Annotated in this window: 13 protein-coding genes; 7 read left to right on the forward strand and 6 right to left on the reverse strand. The window is 36.8% G+C overall.

Annotated features, from left to right (window positions below; genetic code table 11):
* Nucleotides 1-5: 5 nt before the first annotated feature.
* The gene (locus XYLOR_RS12600) at nucleotides 6-1,346 is read left to right on the forward strand and encodes a TolC family protein (protein ID WP_036880174.1); all 1,341 of its coding nucleotides are present in this window, start codon (nucleotides 6-8) and stop codon (nucleotides 1,344-1,346) included.
* A gap of 462 nt (nucleotides 1,347-1,808) precedes the next feature.
* On the opposite strand, the gene XYLOR_RS12605 is transcribed toward XYLOR_RS12600, so the two are convergent.
* Complete coding sequence (locus XYLOR_RS12605) at nucleotides 1,809-3,815, reverse strand: alpha-amylase family glycosyl hydrolase (protein WP_036880181.1); 2,007 nt, start codon at nucleotides 3,813-3,815, stop codon at nucleotides 1,809-1,811.
* Nucleotides 3,816-3,929: 114 nt separating this feature from the next.
* A complete protein-coding gene (locus tag XYLOR_RS12610) occupies nucleotides 3,930-4,283 on the reverse strand; it encodes a S8 family serine peptidase (protein ID WP_051509008.1) in 354 nt (117 codons plus the stop codon).
* Nucleotides 4,284-4,386: 103 nt separating this feature from the next.
* Between XYLOR_RS12610 and XYLOR_RS12615 the strand changes: the two genes are divergently transcribed.
* Both XYLOR_RS12615 and xpt read left to right on the forward strand, forming a co-directional pair.
* Entirely contained in the window at nucleotides 4,387-5,718 is a 1,332-nt protein-coding gene (locus XYLOR_RS12615; RefSeq protein ID WP_036880182.1) for a nucleobase:cation symporter-2 family protein, read from the forward strand.
* Between the two features lie 11 nt (nucleotides 5,719-5,729).
* Entirely contained in the window at nucleotides 5,730-6,296 is a 567-nt protein-coding gene (xpt, locus tag XYLOR_RS12620; protein WP_036880183.1) for a xanthine phosphoribosyltransferase, read from the forward strand.
* Between the two features lie 128 nt (nucleotides 6,297-6,424).
* Here xpt and XYLOR_RS12625 read toward each other — a convergent pair whose 3' ends face one another.
* Genes XYLOR_RS12625 through XYLOR_RS12640 form a run of 4 tightly spaced genes read right to left on the reverse strand, consistent with a single transcriptional unit; the run spans nucleotide 6,425 to nucleotide 13,666 of the window.
* Nucleotides 6,425-7,885, reverse strand: a complete 1,461-nt coding sequence (locus XYLOR_RS12625) for an Outer membrane protein SusF domain-containing protein (protein WP_036880184.1) — start codon at nucleotides 7,883-7,885, stop codon at nucleotides 6,425-6,427.
* A gap of 29 nt (nucleotides 7,886-7,914) precedes the next feature.
* Nucleotides 7,915-9,072: a SusF/SusE family carbohydrate-binding protein gene (locus XYLOR_RS12630; RefSeq protein ID WP_036880186.1), complete on the reverse strand. Its 1,158-nt coding sequence runs from the start codon at nucleotides 9,070-9,072 to the stop codon at nucleotides 7,915-7,917.
* 23 nt (nucleotides 9,073-9,095) lie between these two features.
* Nucleotides 9,096-10,676, reverse strand: coding sequence for a RagB/SusD family nutrient uptake outer membrane protein (locus tag XYLOR_RS12635; RefSeq protein WP_036880187.1), 1,581 nt, complete (start codon nucleotides 10,674-10,676; stop codon nucleotides 9,096-9,098).
* 14 nt (nucleotides 10,677-10,690) lie between these two features.
* On the reverse strand, nucleotides 10,691-13,666 hold the full coding sequence (locus XYLOR_RS12640; protein ID WP_036881122.1) for a SusC/RagA family TonB-linked outer membrane protein: 2,976 nt from the start codon (nucleotides 13,664-13,666) through the stop codon (nucleotides 10,691-10,693).
* A gap of 277 nt (nucleotides 13,667-13,943) precedes the next feature.
* On the opposite strand from XYLOR_RS12640, the gene XYLOR_RS12645 reads away from it, so the two are divergent.
* The 4 genes from XYLOR_RS12645 (at nucleotide 13,944) to XYLOR_RS12660 (ending at nucleotide 20,787) form a co-directional block, all read left to right on the forward strand.
* The gene (locus XYLOR_RS12645) at nucleotides 13,944-14,969 is read left to right on the forward strand and encodes a LacI family DNA-binding transcriptional regulator (protein ID WP_036880190.1); all 1,026 of its coding nucleotides are present in this window, start codon (nucleotides 13,944-13,946) and stop codon (nucleotides 14,967-14,969) included.
* Between the two features lie 27 nt (nucleotides 14,970-14,996).
* Nucleotides 14,997-16,310 (forward strand): MFS transporter, encoded by a 1,314-nt coding sequence (locus XYLOR_RS12650; protein ID WP_036880193.1) that lies wholly within the window; start codon nucleotides 14,997-14,999, stop codon nucleotides 16,308-16,310.
* 82 nt (nucleotides 16,311-16,392) lie between these two features.
* Nucleotides 16,393-17,967: a phosphatase PAP2 family protein gene (locus XYLOR_RS12655; RefSeq protein ID WP_051509010.1), complete on the forward strand. Its 1,575-nt coding sequence runs from the start codon at nucleotides 16,393-16,395 to the stop codon at nucleotides 17,965-17,967.
* Between the two features lie 120 nt (nucleotides 17,968-18,087).
* Nucleotides 18,088-20,787 (forward strand): 4-alpha-glucanotransferase, encoded by a 2,700-nt coding sequence (locus XYLOR_RS12660; protein ID WP_036881126.1) that lies wholly within the window; start codon nucleotides 18,088-18,090, stop codon nucleotides 20,785-20,787.
* Nucleotides 20,788-20,794: the final 7 nt, after the last annotated feature.

Genomic DNA, 20,794 nt, shown 5'->3' on the forward strand with positions numbered 1-20,794 from the left:
ATATTATGAATAGAATATCTTTAATTGGCATTATGTCTCTGATGGGTATCGTATGTGCATCTGCGCAGACTGTACACCATTGGACATTAAAAGAATGCATCGAATATGCATTGGAACATAATATATCTGTAAAGCAACAGGAGAATACACGTAGGCAGAAAGAGATTGACCTGAGCACAGCCCGCAACAGCCGATTACCTAACCTGGAAGCTTCTGCATCTCAAAATATATCATTTGGTCGAGGTTTAACATCTCAGAATACTTATGAGAATAAGAATACCAGTAGTACCTCTTTGAGTTTGGGAACTAGTGTCCCTCTATTTACCGGTTTTCAGATAACTAACACCATAAAGCTTAATCAACTTAATCTGGCTGCAGCTACAGCCGATCTCGAAAAAGCTAAGAATGATATCCGTACACAGGTAGCTGAGGCTTATGTGCAAATTCTATATGATATAGAGATATCAGATGTGGCAAAGCGTCAGATATCAATAGATTCTATGCAGGTCAGAAGATTACAGATCATGTTGCAGAACGGAAAAGCCAGCGAAGCTCAGGTTTCTCAGCAGAAGGCAACAGAAGCTCAGAGCCGACTTACCGCTACTCAGGCTAATAACAACTACCGTATAGCATTGCTTACACTGTCACAGTTGCTTGAACTCCCTTCACCGGAGGCTTTTGAGATTGTGAAACCGGATATTAATAGTTTGTTTCCTGATAGTACCTCATTCTCTACTCTTAGTACACCGAATGAAGTTTTTGCTTCTGCACTGGGTTTAAGGCCGGAAGTACAGGCAGAACTATATAGATTGAATGGTACGGAAAATAGCATAAAGATTGCGAAGTCTGCATTATATCCACAGTTGTCCTTTAATGCAGGATTGGGTTCTAATTATTACAAAACATCCGGATATGATGCAGAAGGGTTTATGAAGCAGATAAAGAACAACTTCAGTCAGTATCTGGGTTTGAGCCTAAGCGTGCCTATATTCAATAGATTCTCTACTAGAAATAGTATAAGGTCGGCAGAACTCAATCGTGAAACGCAAAAGTTGCAGTTGGAGAATACAAAGAAAACTCTTTATAAAGAGATTCAGCAGGTCTATTATAATGCATTAGCTGCAAAAAGTAAATATGAAAGTAGTTCTTCTGCAAAGCAAAGCAATGAAGATGCTTTCAAACTGATTCAGGCCAAATATGAAAATGGTAAGGCTAATATAACAGAATTCAATGAATCAAAAAATAACTATATGAAGTCGGAAAGTGATTTCGTTCAGGCTAAATATGAGTATCTGTATCAAACGAATCTTTTAGATTTCTATAAAGGTAAACAATTAGATTTTTAGTATTAGTAGAATTGTAGTTTTATAACTTTAGTGACTCTTCTTCAATTTTAGTTGAAGGAGAGTCATGTTATTTTGTTTGCATAGCTTTTACCTTGTCTTAGCTATCTTTTTACTATGCAAAAGCATTGAGTTCGGTCACTTGGAGCATAGCTTTTAGATCAGTAAAGCTATGCTTTCGGAGTAAAAGTAGCCCTAAAAATGAGTTAAAAGCATACGCTTCACATCGAAAATTGCACTATTTTAGAAATATCGCTGTGATTTTTTAATAAAAAATACCACTATGCCACCATATCCATAAATTATTGAATATAAACACTATACAAAGCAACAAATGGAACGCATCTACCACAAAATACCACTCATATACCACTATAAAAATAAAGTGGTATATGAGTGGTATTTTGTGGTATTTCCATACGATGTAAAAGCCCATAAACACAGGGCTAGTGGTATAGTGGTATTTTATTTATTCACGAACTTCTTGTCGTTTACGATATAAACACCTTTTGATAATCCGCCAAGGGCATCATTTACTGTTGCATCCTTAGGCAGAGAACGTAGCAGGCGGCCGTCTACAGAATAAACATTGGTCTTATTGAAAGCCTTGCTCCCGCTGTTTGTAATATTATCAATGCCTGTGGTATGCTTGTTGGTCACGTCATTTACGTTGTATTTGCTATCGGTAAGAGAACCAAGTTCATAAAACTTGTCACTGTTCAACCCTGTAATGTCTACAGTTTGTGGAGAGCCATTCTTGCTGAATATAAAATTGAATGTATATGTGCTTGATGTTATATCTAATGTTTGATAATACCATTTTTCGCCATCAATAGTGGTTGTTGATGTAATTGCTTTTCCCGGCCACTTCCCATTAAGTTCACTATTGGCATCCCATACATAAAAATATAAAGGAGACCATGCATCGCAGTTTACGTATATAGTAGCTTTATAAGCCTTAAATGCATTCACTGTGTAAGTATATGTCTGGATGTCTGTTACAACCCCATTAACTAAAGACCCAACTTTTAGAGTCGTAGTATTAGTGAATGTAAGACTTTTGCTGCCTGTTCCCTGTGTACCATTAGTAGCGGTAGGAGTACTGCCATCTGTAGTATAAACATATGTGCTGTTGCCGGTAGCGTTTATAGTCGTAGTTATATTGTTGTCGTATATTCCACTCGACTTATCTACTGTAACGATGTTAATAGCAACATTCGTATAATAGGCATAATTTGTACCACTTAATACTTTAGTGTATCCGTTAGGAATATTACCCTTTGTAATGTCGCCGATTACTACATAAAGATCTCCGTTAGTGCCTGTAGTCTTGGCCTCAATGAAACTTGTAGAGCTGCTGATAACTATAGTATTGCTTGTATTGGTTATGCCTACAGCTTTACGTATCTTTATCATTGGTCCTATTTCGCTCTTATATGCCTTCCAGTGCGGCAGAAATATACAAGGAGTTCCGGGATTGGCAATAATCCATGCATTTGCCGAAGGTACATCACCGGTATATTTGTTATTGTTACGATAAGTATCGTGGTTATCTACAAATGTAACACCATAACGCTTGTATGTATCGTTGTTGTCAAGACTTCCCGATGTACTGTACCAATTGGCATAGTTACTCTGATCATTCATGAGATATTTCTGCGGAAAGTCGAATGCAGCACTTCTGATACCTTTACCGTCATAATTTGTTGCGTTAAACCAGTTGCCGATAACGGATACGCCATCCCAGCATTCACCTACACTGAATGTAGGATTGGCATCATCGTTATACATACCTGTATACTTGCCTGAATATCCTTTTACCATATCGTATCTGAAACCCGTATATCCAAGATAATTGAGCAGATATTTGAGATAAGCTTTGACATTCGTCTGTACGTTGGCACCTGTATGGTCTAAATCGCGATACCCGTTAAAGTCATCACCTGTATCAGCTGCACCTGTAGCTTTGCCGTAAGTGGCACGCTCTGATACAGCTGTGGGATCTGTACTGGTATTATATTCGTCGGTATTGCATATATCACTAAGTCCCATCGAGTAAGTCTTATTGTCGTAAGGATTTGTCTCGGTAGGGAAATCTGTCCATCTTGTTACTCCACCACGGTGATTTATAACTACATCGGCAATGATACCAACATTCTTGTTTTTGTAGGTATTAATCATTGACTTCAGCTCGCTTTCATTTCCAAAACTACTAGTCTGATTGTACCAATACACATCGTTATATCCCATACTAGTGGCCATATTAGTCCATCCACTTTGTGGAACCCAAATCAGGTCAAAATATTGTGACAGTTCATCAGCTTGGGATTCCAGATTGGTCCATTTGGTATCAGAGTATGAGTCCCAGTAGAATCCTTGGAGCATTACGCCGCTATAATTTGCAGGCCATCCTTGCGCTATGATGAGCAAAGGAATTATAAATGTAAGAATGAAGGTAAAAAAACGTTTCATAAGTTAGTGGTTTAATCAATTATGCCGCTAATATACGAAAATTTTGTTTATCATTGTTTTCACAATTGCACACATAACATCTAATTTGAATGCAAACGTTTGCACATATATGCATTATTCGGTACTGTATACTTTATCCCGGTTAACTTGTAATACCCCCTTTACATTTTGGTAGTATATTATGGCCTCGTTGATATTTGTATTAGGTGGTATTGTCAAAGCTACAGCATTTACAATGTTATATTGATAAAGAATTTCAGAGCCATACTTCTTGGCTGCCGTAAGAATCGGTTTATTTCCAATACTTGTGTCGAAGTATACAATTAAAGTGTTGTTGCTATACTGTGTAGCCGGCTTGTTAACAGTAACCTTATCTTCTTCAGATTCTTTTGTTACTGTTGCATGTTTTGTGGAGACACACGACGCAAGAACACAGGTAACTAAAAATAACATAGTGGTCTTTTTCATGGCATTCTCTCCTTTCTATATCGCAAAAATATTAATAATTATTTAAATAAGCAACAAAAAATCAAAGAATTTTTGTAATTTTGCAACTTTATTATTAATATTTATGGAAGAAAAGACAGAACAGCCCAAGGGAATAATTTATGGGATCTATGATCGTCCGCCATTGCGTGACACATTGTTTGCTGCGCTGCAGCATCTTTTAGCTATTTTTGTGGCTATAATAACACCGGCTTTGATTATTGCTAAAGCAATGAATCTGGATTTAGCTTTAACTGGCTTCTTGGTCTCAATGTCGCTATTTATATCAGGTGTAGCAACATTTATTCAGTGCAAGAAGTTTGGCCGAATTGGTTGCGGATTATTATGTGTACAAGGAACCAGCTTTTCGTTTATTGGTCCTATTATTGCTATTGGTAATGCCGGTGGACTGCCATTGATTTTTGGAGCTTGTATAATGGGTGCACCGGTTGAGATGATCGTAAGTTTCACTTTCAAATATCTTCGTAAGGTTATAACGCCATTAGTTAGTGGTATTGTTGTCATGTTGATAGGACTGAGCTTGATAAAAGTTGGAATGATATCTTGTGGAGGTGGAAATGCCGCAATGGCTTCAGGTACATTTGGTTCTTATCAGAACTTAACTGTTTCGGCAGTTGTTCTTATCAGTGTAGCACTCCTCAATTGTAGTAGAAATAAATATTTGAGGATGAGTAGCATATTTACCGGAATTGTTATAGGTTATATACTTGCTTACTTCCTGGGAATGGTAGATACCAGTGCATTTTCTGCAAAAGACTTTACCAGTTTCAATGTTCCTGTTCCATTCAAATTAGGCGTAAAATTTAATTTATCTTCTTTCATAGCAATTGCTTTGGTATATCTTGTTACAGCAATAGAAGCCACCGGCGATGTTACTGCAAACTCTATGGTGTCTGGAGAACCTGTTGAAGGAGAAAAGTATATAAAAAGAGTATCAGGAGGAGTGCTTGCAGACGGTCTAAATTCTATGATTGCAGGTATCTTTAGTTCTTTCCCTAATTCTATTTTTGCTCAGAATAATGGTATAATTCAACTAACAGGTGTAGCAAGTAGATATGTCGGCTATTTTATAGCAGGAATGCTAATAATATTAGGTTTGTTTCCTATTGTCGGAATAATATTCTCATTGATGCCTTCTGCAGTTCTAGGTGGAGCCACATTGCTTATGTTTGGTACTGTTGCCGCAGCCGGAATACGTATCGTGTCGTCACAGGAATTAAATCGAAAAGCAGTACTTGTCTTGGCTATAAGTTTGTCTTTCGGAATCGGAGTTGAATTGATGCCTGATATCTTGAAGCAGTTCCCAGAGGCTATCAAAACAATATTCTCATCTGGTATTACGACTGGTGGACTGGTCGCAATAATAAGTAATGCAGTACTGAATGTAAAAGAATAAAATATATAATAATGGATTTATTAAAAGAACGTATAATTCAAGACGGCAAATGCTATCAGGGTGGTATTCTTAAGGTTGACAGCTTTATAAACCATCAGATGGATCCTAATTTGATGATGGAACTGGCAAAAGAATTCGTCAAGCTATTTTCTGATTTGAATATTAACAAGATTATTACAATAGAGGCTAGTGGCATTGCTCCGGCTATATTGGTAGGTTACATTATGCAGTTGCCTGTGGTCTTTATAAAGAAGAAACAACCAAAGACGATGGAGAATATGCTTACTTCTGTGGTGCATTCGTTTACTAAAGACCGTGATTATACTGTCTGTATAAGCAGTGATTTTCTTACAGAAAAAGATCATGTACTATTTATTGACGATTTTCTTGCTAACGGTAATGCCTCAATGGGTGTTATTGATCTTTGTAAACAGGCAGGAAGTAAGATAGAGGCCATGGGATTTATAATCGAAAAAGCATTCCAGAATGGTGGAAAAACTTTGAGAGCTAATGGAATCAGGTATGAAGCATTGGCTACTGTAAAAAGCCTTGATAACTGTAAAATCGTTCTTGAGTAGAATAAATGCAGTAAAAATATTGCCGGCAATCATAAAAAGAGGAAACTTATTATATAAGTTTCCTCTTTTAAGTTTATGCATTAATAATTTAAAACGTTTCTGTTTCTTGTTATTAATATTCGTAATATTTACTGTGCTACAAAGGCGAACTGACCTGTGATATCATTGAAATAAACACTGTATGTTCCTACAGGTACAGTCATGTTGCCTCCTCCATTTGTTGCTGTGCCGTAATATTTGTCTCCTATATTTTGTTTGATACCCCAGTTAGCGACATCCCAACTATCATTAGCTCTGAATTTGAGTTCTCCTGCTGTGGTTTGAGTAAATTTACCGTACCAGTTGTGTTTAGTGACCTGTGTTAGTTCATAATCAGTTCCCCAACCATTGAAGGCTCCTATGAGACTTAACTTTGTGTATTCTGTAGGTGACTGGTTTTCAATTTTTTGCCATTCATAAGTTTTAGAACTCATATTGATTGTCAGTGTATAATATTCTGTTGTAGGTGAACTTATCGCGCCTGCACTTGAGCTGATGAGTGATCCTGACATATCTGTCGCACCATCTTTTACAGAACCAATGGCGACATTCCAATTACCAAATGAGTCTTGATCCCAAATCTTAAGATTATTTTTTCCACTTTCCCAATTTGCGGTATACGAATAGACACCATTTCCCATTGGATAGAATAGACATGTCATACCAGTTGCAGGGTCAGCAGTCCAATTCTGTAGTCCACCTACTAGATAATACTTATTAGTTTTCTCTATCTTGTAAGTGTAATCCATCATATTAATCGTTAACAGATATGTTCCGGCATCAGGAATTTTTATTGCACCGGGTGATGTTGTAACAAGTGAACCACTTGTGCTTGTGTCACCATCAGTTTTTACACCAACAACGCCTTGAGTTCCTTCATACCAGAAAGTATTGTTATCAATGTTAGTTTGCGGAATCAATTTCAGATTTTGACCTGCGGCGGTCGTCTTAAATTCGATTGAGAATACCGGGTCTGCGTAAACGTCTTGTGATGAATGTGACAATTTAACCATACCTGTTGCATCCCATCCAACCATATCTCCAACCAGATAGTATGCATTTGCAATGAATGGTGCTGCAGGAGTAGCAACTATATCTACTGCGCCGGCATCAATAAGTATTGCCTGTCCATTCCCATTAATAGCATTAGAGTAGACATGAGCGCTATATGTACGTGCTACAGGCCTTTTACCGTAATTCATGGCGATAATGTTTTGTAAAGAAGCACTGTCTATTTTACCGTCATCAGTAGTGTTTATCTTTGTTATTGTCGCATCTTTAGTGTCTCCTTTAGGAGTTATTATCATACGTGTTTTTTGTCTTGTAACTCCTGCAGGTAGAGCAGCAGATGATAAACAGAATACCTTAACGCTGTCGCCAGCCTTGCCTAAATCTATCGCATTTGCTGCAGTTGCAGTAAATCCGGGGATAGTTATTGCGGCTTCCTGGTCATTATGCTGAGGGCTTGCCCAATCATCATATGTGCCATTGCACGATGACATTAGCAACAATGACATTAACAGGCCGCTGAAAATTATATGTTTTTTCATATTGAATGTCTATTATGTGATTAATAAGTTTATTTTACTTCACCTTTGTTGTTATCAAAGTCAACATAAAGTTTCTGACCAATTCCGCATGATACAGAGTAATCTTTACCTACGTTAGTAGCCCAGTTAGTAGGAATGTCTACAGCACGCCAATATAAGTCGCCTTTGTATAGCGTAAATTCAGTTCTCCACCAGTCAAGTCCCGGAACAAGAATATAAGCTCGCATTTCATCTTTGGCAGTGAATGCTGGAGAAATCCATTTTCCGGAAGCATTAGTCGGAGCTACCATTTTCCAATTTGGATCGCCTTGTGTCCAAGCACCTCCACAAGCATTGCCTATTACATATGCCTCTCCCGGATCAATATTCAGATTTGTTATCAGCATATTCTTTTGTACATCAAGACTTGCATTCATATATATAACATACCATCCTGCATTTGCAATCTGTATACTTCCATCTGCAGATGCTTTCGCTCCTGAATTTGCATTATCTACAACTGATGTAGCATCGTTATATCCGAGCTTTTCATTACCGTCTCTACTCCATTTGAATGTACCACCGGCAGGTGCGTATATCATAGTAAAGAATTTTCCTTCAGTTCCAAATGCAGGCGCCATCTTCTTGAATGTTGTACCATCTTGAATGCAAGGACCTGTCAAGTATATTGATGTTGGTAACTCTGCCAGATATGTAGCAACAACTTTGGGCAATTCTATCGTGTTTGATAAACAGTCTGCTTTAGAGTAGTTAGCTAAGATAGCTCTTAAACGTACATACAAAGTCTGGACAACTCCTGATGGATCGGCACCACTATTCGCATTTTGATATAACTTTACGACAGCATTGTTTATTTCTGTACCACTCACATTTATATTTGCTGTAGTATATGTTGTACCCAACTGTGTATACTTGGTGAATGCTTTATCTAGTGATATTTGCACTGAATAATTAACAGCTAGAGGCTCTCCTCCATAATCAGGTTGACTGCAAGTAAAGTTTATACCAGTAGAGTTAGCAAGGTCGTATGTATTATTCGCAGCATAGGCTGGAACATTAAGAACAAAGCTTGTAGGCAAATTGTCTGTGTCTAATTTGGGGTTATCACCACGGTCATTGTCGCAAGATGCGAAGAATAGAGCTGAGGCAATAATCATTAGTCCACTTGCTATATTTATTGTTTTCATAATCATTATCTATTAAGCGTTAATTAATAACCCGTATTCTGTTGTAAGTTTGTATTAGAAGTTATATCACTTGAAGGCAAAGGATATATATTGTATTTATTGTCTACACTATTACCATCTGCACTGTTTAAACTTCCTTTCCAAGCCCAAACATAATCACTTGTAGTAAGTTTGTTGAAACGTACTAAGTCAGAACGACGATGGCATTCCCAAGCTAGTTCGCGAGCGCGTTCGTCAAGAATATCGTTAGCTGATACAGTATTCATGTCAGTTGCATTTGCCCTTTCACGTACTTGATTGAAGTACCATATGCCATCATGTCCATTAACATTTACATTTACACCTCCTACTACTTGACATTCAGCTAGCATAAGGTATACATCAGCCAAGCGGAAAACAGGGAAATCTGTAGATACGAACGAAGTATTAACTCCAGTACCATCTTTATATAAATTAGTGAACTTAGTATATGCATATCCTTCAGAGAATGTACTAAGGTCTTTGATATCCTTGTCTTGACCTGTAGTAAAGAATTTTGAACCACGAATATCAGAACCAGAGAATTTGTTTACAAATTGTGGAGTTACACGAATTCCACCCCATCCGGCACCACCAAGGCCTAGAGCTTTGTAATCCATTTTTCCACCACATTCTGCATTTACAATATATGTTGTACCTCCATATGCTTGTGTATTGATAGCATCTTGGTAGATACTGAATATAATCTCATGACCTACACCTTGTAATTCGTCATTTGATGCATTAAAAAGATTCCAGTAATTAGACTGGGGCTCCAGATTGTAGCCAAGACTTATAATGTTTTTACAAGCGTCAGCACATTTATCATATTGTGCAGTCCCTGTGTAAACTTTTGCATTGAGATACAATTTAGCTAAAATCATGTATGCCATACCTTTTCCGCAACGATATTTTTCAGGAGAAGCTGGTAGATATTGCACAAAGTTATTGATGTCTTTTACCATCCATGTGAAAAGGTCTGACCGAGATATCTGCGTTGGATTTTCTCCTCCAACAGCCGAATTTTCATCTGTAAATGGAACATTACCATACATGTCAATTGCATGTAAATATGCTAATGCACGTATGCAACGAGCTTCTGCAGATAACTGATTCTTTTCAGCATCGGTAAGTTTATCACCTGCGCTGTTAATCCTTCTGATCGTTTCGTTACAAAGTGAAACTTCGTATATTATACGATAATACATTGCTGAAACAAATACGTCCGAAGAATTCCAGCAGAGCCCATGGAAGTTTTTTACAGTCTGGTCATTCCATCCAATAACGGCTTCATCAGTAGGAAGTTCTTGTGAATTAAAATACGCACGTAAATACTGTCCAAATCCACCGTCTATTCCTGATATATCAGGGTCGCCTGTTGAACCTTTTGGTGAACTTACTGCAAATGCGCTATAGCATTTTGCTAATAGAGATGTATATGCATCACTACCAGTCAATGAATTATCCGGTGTGTTGAGATTGGGGTCAATTGGATTGACATTCAAGTCTGCCGTACATCCTGAAAAAGCCATTGATATAGCTATTACAGTTGCTATCACACCATATTTTTTATTATGTCTTTTCATAATTATTCTATTATTTAAAAGTTAAAGCTTGCACCAAATAAAATAGTACGTGGACGAGGATACATATTTTTGTCTAGTCCTCCTTGTATCTCAGGATCTAATCCATCGTATTTAGTGATAGTAAATACATTCTGGGCCGTAACATGCAGACGAACCCATGATGCTAATTCGTAAGCCAATGTTAATCTGTCAAGTTTTAGGAATGATGCATTACGTACATAATAATCAGATAAGTATTGTGCCTGACGGAAATTAGATGTCGCTGCAGATGTTAGACGGTTACAAATAAAGCTATTTGTCCACATATCTGCCATCATTTCGTTATTAGATGCTACATTATCATATACATAATTGTTCAAATTTGCGCGGAATGATGCTGCCAAGGTCCATTTCTTATAGTTTAATGTTGTATTGAAACCCAAATTTACGTCTGCGTCAGGTTTTTTGTATACATATCGGTCATTGTCATTTATTTGGCCATCGCCATTGCGGTCTACATAAAGGCCTTCAATTGGATTACCGCTTTTGTCATATACCTGTTGGTATACATAAAATGAATTAGCAGGATAACCAACCTTCTGTATCTGTACTTTGTTTCCAACGCCACCATTTATGTCACCTGTTAATACACCTATATAACTAGGACTTTCATTGGCTGTGAGTTTGGTAATTTTGTTTTTATTATAAGAAATATTGAAGCCAACTTCCCAATGCCAGTCTTTTGTTTCTACAGGTACTGCATTAATAGCAATTTCAAATCCTTTATTCTCCAAATCGCCAATATTCATTAATAGATAGTTAGACAAGTTTGAACCGGCACTAATAGGAACGTTGTTAAGCAAGTCTTTTGTTTTACGTTTGTAAAAATCTATACTACCATTAATACGATCACGGAAAAATCCATAATCAATACCAATATTGTATGTAGTAGTTGATTCCCATTTTATATTTGAATTATAAGCATTCGGTGTTATTGGCGTTATTATTTTATTTCCAAATTGATACAAACTACCAGCTTGATTAGTCTGATATGTTGCTATAGAAGGATAATCTCCTTGACTAATATTCTGTTGTCCGGTAACACCATACCCAAGACGAAGTTTCAAATTAGAAATCCAATTAATGTCTTTAATAAATTTCTCTTCTGATATACGCCATGCCAAAGCTGCTGACGGGAAAAGTCCCCATTTGTTATTTTGGAAACGAGAGGTACCATCATCACGTAATGTAAACGTCAAAAGATAGCGTTCCATTAATGTATAGTTTAGTCGTCCATAGAATGATACAAGATAGCTTTCTGTTTTGAATAAAGGAATTGCTGAATAAGTAGTTGCTCCATCACTAGAAACTTTGCTGTCTGTTGTTGTATTATAGAAATGTTGCCATGAATAACCGCCTAAAATATCAAAACGACTTAATATTGAAGGTAGTTCTTTTGCGTAGTTCAGATAGAATTCCAATGTTTGATCACGGCGTAACTGTGTGTACTTTTCCCATAGACCTTTTCCTGTTTGCACCTTGTCATGTAGAGATATTTCACTACCTTGAGGCATTGTGTTCCAGCCATCACTGTTTGATACATCAAGACCAAGATTTAAGTTCGCTCTTAGTCCAGGTATATAGAAAAATTTATAATCGAACTGTGCATTACCAACAAATCTGCGAATGTCTGATGTCTTGTTTTGGTCATAAAGCATAGCAACAGGATTAAGTGTAGACATCGTGTTTGATGCTCCGTTTGTCATCCATGCGCTGTATCCATTAATACCATTTGTGTCATACACCGGTTTTAGAGGGTCATATTGAATAGCAGCTCCTATAGCCCCTTCGTCGGCAAATCTGTTTTGAGTGAATACACCTTTCCCATTTAAATTTATGGTTAGATGTTTATCAAAGAATTCTGGAGTTAAGTTTAAAGACAGAGTACTCCTTTTCATATTAGAAGTTTTCAGAGTTCCATCATCATTCAGAAATCCTGCAGATAAGCGATAAGGCATAGCATTGAATATCTTTCCCTTACCTAGTATTCCGCCTGTTACACTAGCGTTCACTTCCTCAGTCCATGCTGTACGATAAATCTGATCTTGCCAGTTCGTATTTGAATTTCCTAATGCAGCATTAGCACTTGCAGCATCTAGTTCAGGATGGGCAGCAAAATAAGAATTAAAGAAACTAGAGAATTGACCGGCATCCATTACGTCAACTTTCTTTGAAATGGTTTGAACAGAGCTTGTCAGGTCAACACTTATTTTTGGTTTACCACTACTACCTTTTTTTGTTGTAATTACGATAACACCATTAGAGGCACGTGATCCATAAATAGCAGTAGCAGAAGCATCTTTCAGAACAGAGAAACTTTCAATATCATTTGGATTGATAGATGAAAGAACATCGGACTGACCTGAAATAGTAGTACTGCTTATCGGCAGTCCATCAATAACGATTAGAGGGTCATTACTTGCTGAAAGTGACGAACCTCCACGAATACGAATAGTTGAACCTGAACCAGGAGCGCCACTATTCCCTATGATTTGCACACCTGCACTCTTTCCTTGTAATAGATCTGCAGGAGAGGTAGCGAGTCCTTTGTTAAGCTGGTCAGCCTTAACAGAAAGAACTGATCCTGTAGCATCGCTCTTTTTTACGGTTCCGTATCCGATTACTACAATATTATCCAACATCTTTTGATCTTCTTGCAGCGTAATCATTAAATTTGGTTCTGCTGCGATAGTCTTACTTGCATATCCAATATAGGATATTATCAAGCTAGTTCCTTTTTTAGCTGTAAGCGTGAAATTACCGTCAAAGTCAGAAACAGTGCCCATCGTGGCACCTACAACTTTTACATTCGCGCCAATAATGGCTTCACCTGCAGCATCCTTAATGTGACCTTTCACAGTAATTTGCTGTGCGAAAGTTCCCAATGAAATGAGTAACCCTAGAATCAGGGCATATACTCTACAAGGGATTCGAAAGTTTACTTGCTTCATCATTTTGTTTGTATTAAAGTTAATGTTATTAGTTATTATATTCTATTTTATTATAAAATGTTGTTATTCATTTCCAATATATAAGGTTGATGGTTCTTCTGTCATATTAGTTTATGATGCAAAAGTAATTTCGTTAATCTTATTTTGTACTTTTTTTCGGTTAAAAACGACAAATTGGTAATGCAAACGTTTGCATTGTTAAAGGACAATAAATTAAATCGTTATGAGTGCAACATTGTTTTAATTATATATCTTTGCCGTTAATATAATTATAACCATGAAAGGATCTACACCTCTAACAATGAAAGACATAGCCAAAGAGTTCGGCATCTCTGTGGCAACTGTTTCGAGAGCTTTACAAAATAGTTCTAGAATAAGTATAGAACGGCGTGAACAAATTCAGAAATATGCGCGTGAACATAATTTTTCACCTAATATGCTTGCTGAGTCTTTACGCCATAGCAAAGATATGCCGATTAAAATAATAGGTGTAATAATACCTCAGTTTGTGCATTATTATTTTTCATCCATCCTTACAGGTATAGAAGAGGAGGCTTCTGCAAGAGGCTATCGTATTATGATTGCACAAAGTGATGAAAAATATGAGAAAGAAGTTAAGATTTGTCAGTCATTCTTTGAAAACCAAGTTTGTGGAATAATTGTCTCGCAGGCTAAAGATACCGTAAAGTATGACCATTTTCAAAAACTTATAGACAATGGCGTACCTCTCGTATTTTATGACCGCATATGTACAGGCGTAAATGCAAGTAGAGTCGTCGTGGATGATTATATGGGGGCTTATACTGCTGTTACTCATCTTATAGATACTGGCTGTAAGCGTATCGCCTTTTATGGATCGTCAATGAAATTGGAAATATCTAAAAACAGATATAATGGATATAAAGATGCTTTATTAAAACACGGGTTAGAATATGATGACACGATTACTAAATTTTGTGACAACCGTGCTGATGCAGAAGCCATTACTCCATCTTTATTGAGTTCAAAAAATAGACCCGATGCATTCTTCGCTGTTAATGATGATACAGCTATTGGAGTGCTGTATACAGCCAAACGTATGGGTTTTAGAATACCTGAAGATGTGTCTATATGTGGGTTCACTAATGGAAATCGTGCTATAGCTTGCGATCCAATGCTTACTACAGTGGAGCAGCGTGGAGTCTTGGTTGGCGAGGAGGCTGCAAATATTCTTATAGGACATGTTGAAGGTTCTCTTCCAATAGATAAAGCAGAAAAAAAAGTTGTACGTACAAGATTAGTTATACGTGGAACCACAAAATAACATTGATAACTGATAATAATTAATAGTATGAATACAAAACCTGATTTGAGTTTTGGGAAACTTTGGAATTTGAGTTTCGGATTCTTTGGCGTTCAGATAGCTTATGCGCTTCAGAGCGCTAACATTAGTCGAATATTTGCCACACTAGGTGCAGATCCCCATAATCTTAGTTATTTTTGGATACTACCACCGCTTATGGGTATAGTTGTACAACCTATTGTTGGAACTCTTAGTGACAAAACTTGGTGTAGGTTTGGGCGACGTATACCTTATCTATTCATAGGAGCAGCTTTAGCTGTATTTGTAATGTGTATTCTTCCTAATGCAGGAAGTTTTGGAATGAAAGTATCTACAGCAATGATTTTCGGACTCATATCTCTTATGTTTCTTGATACGAGTATAAATATGGCAATGCAACCATTTAAGATGTTGGTTGGTGATACTGTAAATGAGAAACAGAAGGGATTGGCGTATTCTATTCAAAGTTTTCTTTGTAATGCCGGTTCGTTAGTTGGTTATATATTCCCTTTTCTCTTTACATTTTTGGGCATAAGTAATGTAGCAGCTAATGGCGTAATACCAGATTCTGTTATTTATTCATTCTATATTGGTGCAGCGATACTAATACTTTGTGTCTTTTATACAATAGTGAAGGTAAAGGAGATGCCGCCTAAAGAGTATGCTATGTATCATGGATTAGAGAAACCTCTTGATCAGGAAAAAGTAAATGTCTTTAAGTTATTGAAGTCTGCACCTGTTGCGTTTTGGACAGTTGGATTAGTACAGTTCTTTTGTTGGTCAGCTTTTATGTATATGTGGACATACACAAACGGTTCTATTGCTAATACATGTTGGAATACTGCAGATGTGTCTTCAACTGGATATCAGGCAGCCGGAAATTGGGTCGGTATACTGTTTGCTGTACAGGCTGTTGGTAGTGTTTTATGGGCAGTCATATTGCCGCAATTCAATAATCGTAAGGTGTCATATTCCATTAGCCTTATTCTCGGAGGAATTGGATTTTGTATGATACCATTCATACATAATCAGTACGTTTTGTTCTTGCCATTCATTCTCATAGGATGTGCTTGGGCGGCAATGTTAGCGATGCCTTTTACAATAGTAACCAATGCTCTCAATGGCAGTCATATGGGTGTCTATCTTGGACTTTTCAATGGAACTATTTGTATTCCGCAGATAGTAGCTGCTGCCTTTGGCGGAGTAATCTTAAGTTTGGTATGTAATGTTCAAAGTAATATGATGCTTGTAGCTGGAGGACTTCTAATAGCCGGTGCACTTTGTGTATTTGTAATAAAAGAAACAATTGGAGAAAATCCGTAATATACATACTTTTTTTATTGCTCTTGATGATATTTAATTATATTTGTTTACCTTTGCATGAATAATATGAAAATTTCTTCTAATGAGAATATCATCAATACTAATGATATTGGTATGTTTTTTTACTGTAAACTCTAAAGCCGAAGATGCCGATACCTTGTCATTTAATAAACTATACAAAACGAGAAATGATAGCATTGTCTCAAGAGCATTTACTTTAAGCCAATCATTTAAGCGCAATTGTACTCCTTCAGGCCTGGTATTCATAGCAGACGGCTTGATGTTAAAAGCTCAAAAGAAAGATTTTCGTTCTATTAAGACCTTCTTTCAGCCCCATTTTGAGAAAACATATGACAGCTATACTCAATATGCTCCTCTTGTTGCATCTTTTGCATTGAAGGCTTTGGGCGTTAAAAATACTAGTACTTGGAAAAGACTGACGTTAAATTCAACATTATCCTACGTCACTATGGCTACTTTGGTGAATAGCATAAAGTATTCGTCTAAAGAAATGCGCCCGGATAATACAACTGCAAACTCATTTCCATCAGGCCATACAGCAACAGCTTTTGCGGCAGCAACTATATTTAACAAAGAGTATGGACCTATTAGTCCATGGTATAGTGTGGCAGGATATAGTGTGGCAACTCTTACAGGAATAACACGTATAATGAATAACCGACATTGGATTAATGATGTACTTGTAGGAGCTGGTATAGGTATTGTATCTGCAGATATTGGATATATGCTTGGTGATTGGATATTAAAAGGTAAAGGAATACAAAACCGGCCTAAAAATGTAATACCTGATATATCGGAGAATGGATCTTTTTTTAGTATGACTGTTGGAACAGGCATAGGACCTACCCATCTTAATTCGCCTAAAGTATTTGATAACTATAAGGCTGATATGACTCCTTCGGGCAATCCTCTTAGATTGTTGTTGAAAACTTGTCGTTCATCGTCAGTAAACATAGAGAGTGCTTATTTTATTAATAAGTATCTTGGTTTTGGTGGTAGGTTGAAAGCATCAACACAATCTGTTATCGTAGGAAATTTTAATCATAAATTTGCATATACAGTTCCACTTATAAGCAAGTCTGATATACCTTCAGATGCTTACAGACTAGATGGATTAGAATCAAGTCATCTGGGAATGATAGACATGTCATTAGGATTTTACAGTTCTTTACCGATAAGCACACGTTTAAGATTAGGAACAAAACTCCTCTTTGGAAACCGACTTACCACTAATTATAGTGTTGACGCTATATTTAGTTTTAATAATCTTAAAGATAGACAGGAAAACTACAGTAAAATTTTAGACGACATTCTCCAGGCTAATGGCGGTAGTATTTGTAATATATCAAAAGATGAGTATAATCCTAAATTGTATCACGATAATGATTTTTTAGAGATTAAGGCAAACAACGCTTTTACTTTTGGCACCGGACTATACATTGCTTATGCTATAAAGGACGAAACTGCATTCATGATTAGTTTTGATTATGATTATGCAAATCCTAAGTATACATTTGTCTTGCACAATCGATATGATGAATCGGGAGGTAATATATCTCTTATAGAAGATGTTTTTCATAGACGGACATTAATGAACAATCTTAGCTTTAATATTGGCATGAGTGTCTGTCTGTAGAGGCCTTATGATTCTTGCCGCGCAAACGTTTGCACATCAAGAAGACCAATTTTAATGCGTTTTCAGCTACACAAATGTTTTTTTATTGTAATTTTACGGCATAATAATATAACTATGCCTATGAAAGTCCAATTTAATATAGAATATAGAACAAGCTTTGGAGAAGAGTTACAAATAAACATTTCTTTGCATAAAGTTGGTGAGGATGATTTAGAAAAACAAATCATCAATATGTTTACTGATGATGGCCTTATGTGGAGTCGAGAATCGTCATTCTCTTCAGAATTAATACATTATATAGATTATACATATAGCGTACGAAAGAATGGAAAACTGGTACGTACAGAATGGCCTGTGGTATCACACAGATTGGAATTTGAAAATAAATCAGCAACTGATTACATCCTTAAAGACAACTGGATAGACAGTCCTGTAGATTCTTATTTGTATAGTTCTGCTTATACAGATTGTGTGGTAGACCAGCATATAAACTTATGTGAATCTGTTAATTATAATAAGACACTCTGCATTAAGGTTCGTGCAACTCAGTTGCGCAAAGGTGACTATCTAGCCATTGTTGGTGATGATAAATCTTTGGGCGGATGGAATATAAATCATTCTATACGCATGACAGAGCATAATTACAACGAATGGATAGTTTCTCTTGATGCGGGGATATTCTTAAGGCCAATTATCGAATTTAAATTTGTTGTTCTTAATCAAAATGATGGCATAAATCCAATTTGGGAATATGGATTTAATAATGTCTTGGACATATTAGATATAAAACCTAAAATGGTAGAGGTAGTTGAGATGCAGCCTGCAAAATTTCCCATTAGCAAATGGAAAAGTGCAGGAACAGTGGTACCTGTGTTTTCTATTCGATCTAAAAATAGTTTTGGAATAGGTGATTTTGGTGACTTGAAGAAGATGGTAGACTGGGTTGCACTTACTCATCAGCGTGTGTTACAGATACTACCTGTTAATGATACAAATAATACCGGAACATGGCTTGATTCGTATCCATATAGCTGTATAAGTATCTTTGCATTGCATCCTCAATACGTTGATCTTGGGGCATTGCCTAAAATAAAAGATGAGGCAAAAAGAAATGAGTTAGAACAACTTCGTAACGAACTTAATGCTTTATCACAAATAGATTATGAACGAGTTAATGAGTCGAAAAACGAATATCTTAAAGTAATATTTGAGCAAGAAGGCAAGTCTGTAATGAATGCCGATCGTTACAAGTTGTTCTTCGAAGAAAGCAAAGGATGGCTCGTACCTTATGCTCAGTATCGCTATTTATGCGAATTGTATAAAACTTCTGATTTCACTAAATGGCCAGACCATAATATATTTGACGAAAAAGAACGTGAATCATTAGAGTCGCCTCGTAGCAAAAAATATAAGGAAGTAGAGTTCTATTATTTTGTTCAGTATATTTTAAATTGTCAGATGAAGCGTGTTCATGAATATGCACGTGCCAAGGGCGTTATACTAAAAGGAGATATCCCGATAGGCGTAAGTCGCAATGGATGTGATGTTTGGGCCGAACCTCGATATTTCAATGTTAACGGTCAGGCAGGAGCGCCGCCAGATTCTTTCTCTACTAATGGTCAGAATTGGGGCTTCCCCACATACAATTGGGATGAGATGCTTAAAGATGATTGCCAGTGGTGGATTCGCCGTTTTTCTAATATGGCGAGATTCTTTGATGCTTATCGCATAGACCATATATTAGGATTTTTCCGAATATGGGAGATTCCCGCAGATGCTGTTCATGGACTATTGGGACATTTCTCACCTGCTTTAGGACTTACAAGAGATGAAATCGAAGCTTATGGTTTGCATTTTCAGGAGCGTCTATTCACAGAACCTTTTATTGCCGATTGGATAGTAAATAAAATATTTGGAAAGCATGCTGATGAGGTAATAACCAAATATCTTATGCATACTCATGATGATATGTATAAGATGAGGCCTGAATATGACACACAACGTAAAGTTGAAGCGGCATTTGATGGAAAAACTTCTGATGATGACATCTGGATAAGAGATGGCTTGTATGCCCTTATCAGTAATGTGTTGTTCTTACGTGACCACAAAGACCCAAACAAGTTTCATCCACGTATCTCAGTACAGTATGCCTTTATTTATCAGGCATTATATGATAGTGATAAGTCTATATTCGACAAAATATACAATGATTACTTCTATCGTCGTAATAATCAGTTCTGGTATAAAGAGGCGATGAAGAAACTTCCTATTATTATACAGTCTACCCGCATGTTGGTGTGTGGAGAAGATTTGGGAATGGTGCCAGACTGTGTGCCATGGGTAATGAACGAGTTGAGAATATTAAGTTTGGAATTGCAGTCAATGCCAAAAGATCCGCATGTGCATTTCGGTCATTTGTCAGGAAATCCTTACCGTTCGGTATGTACAATATCATCTCATGATACAGCTACACTACGTCAGTGGTGGGATGAAGACAAAAAACGTACACAGGATTATTACAGCACAATGCTGTATAGGGGTGGTGAAGCTCCACATCCTTTGCCCGGATGGTTGGCTAAGGATATTATTGCACGCAACCTTCTTAGTCCGTCGATGCTTTGCATTCTTACAATACAAGACTGGCTAGCTATCGACGAGAAAATACGACTTGCCGATCCTAATGCCGAAAGAATAAACGTTCCGGCCAATCCTCATAATTATTGGAGGTATCGTGCTCATCTTAATATAGAAGATCTTATTGAGAATAAAGACTTTAATGAGAGTGTTACAGAATTGGTATTACAATCAGGTAGAAAATAGTTTATAA

Source organism: Xylanibacter oryzae DSM 17970 (assembly GCF_000585355.1).
Taxonomy (GTDB): Bacteria; Bacteroidota; Bacteroidia; order Bacteroidales; family Bacteroidaceae; genus Prevotella; species Prevotella oryzae.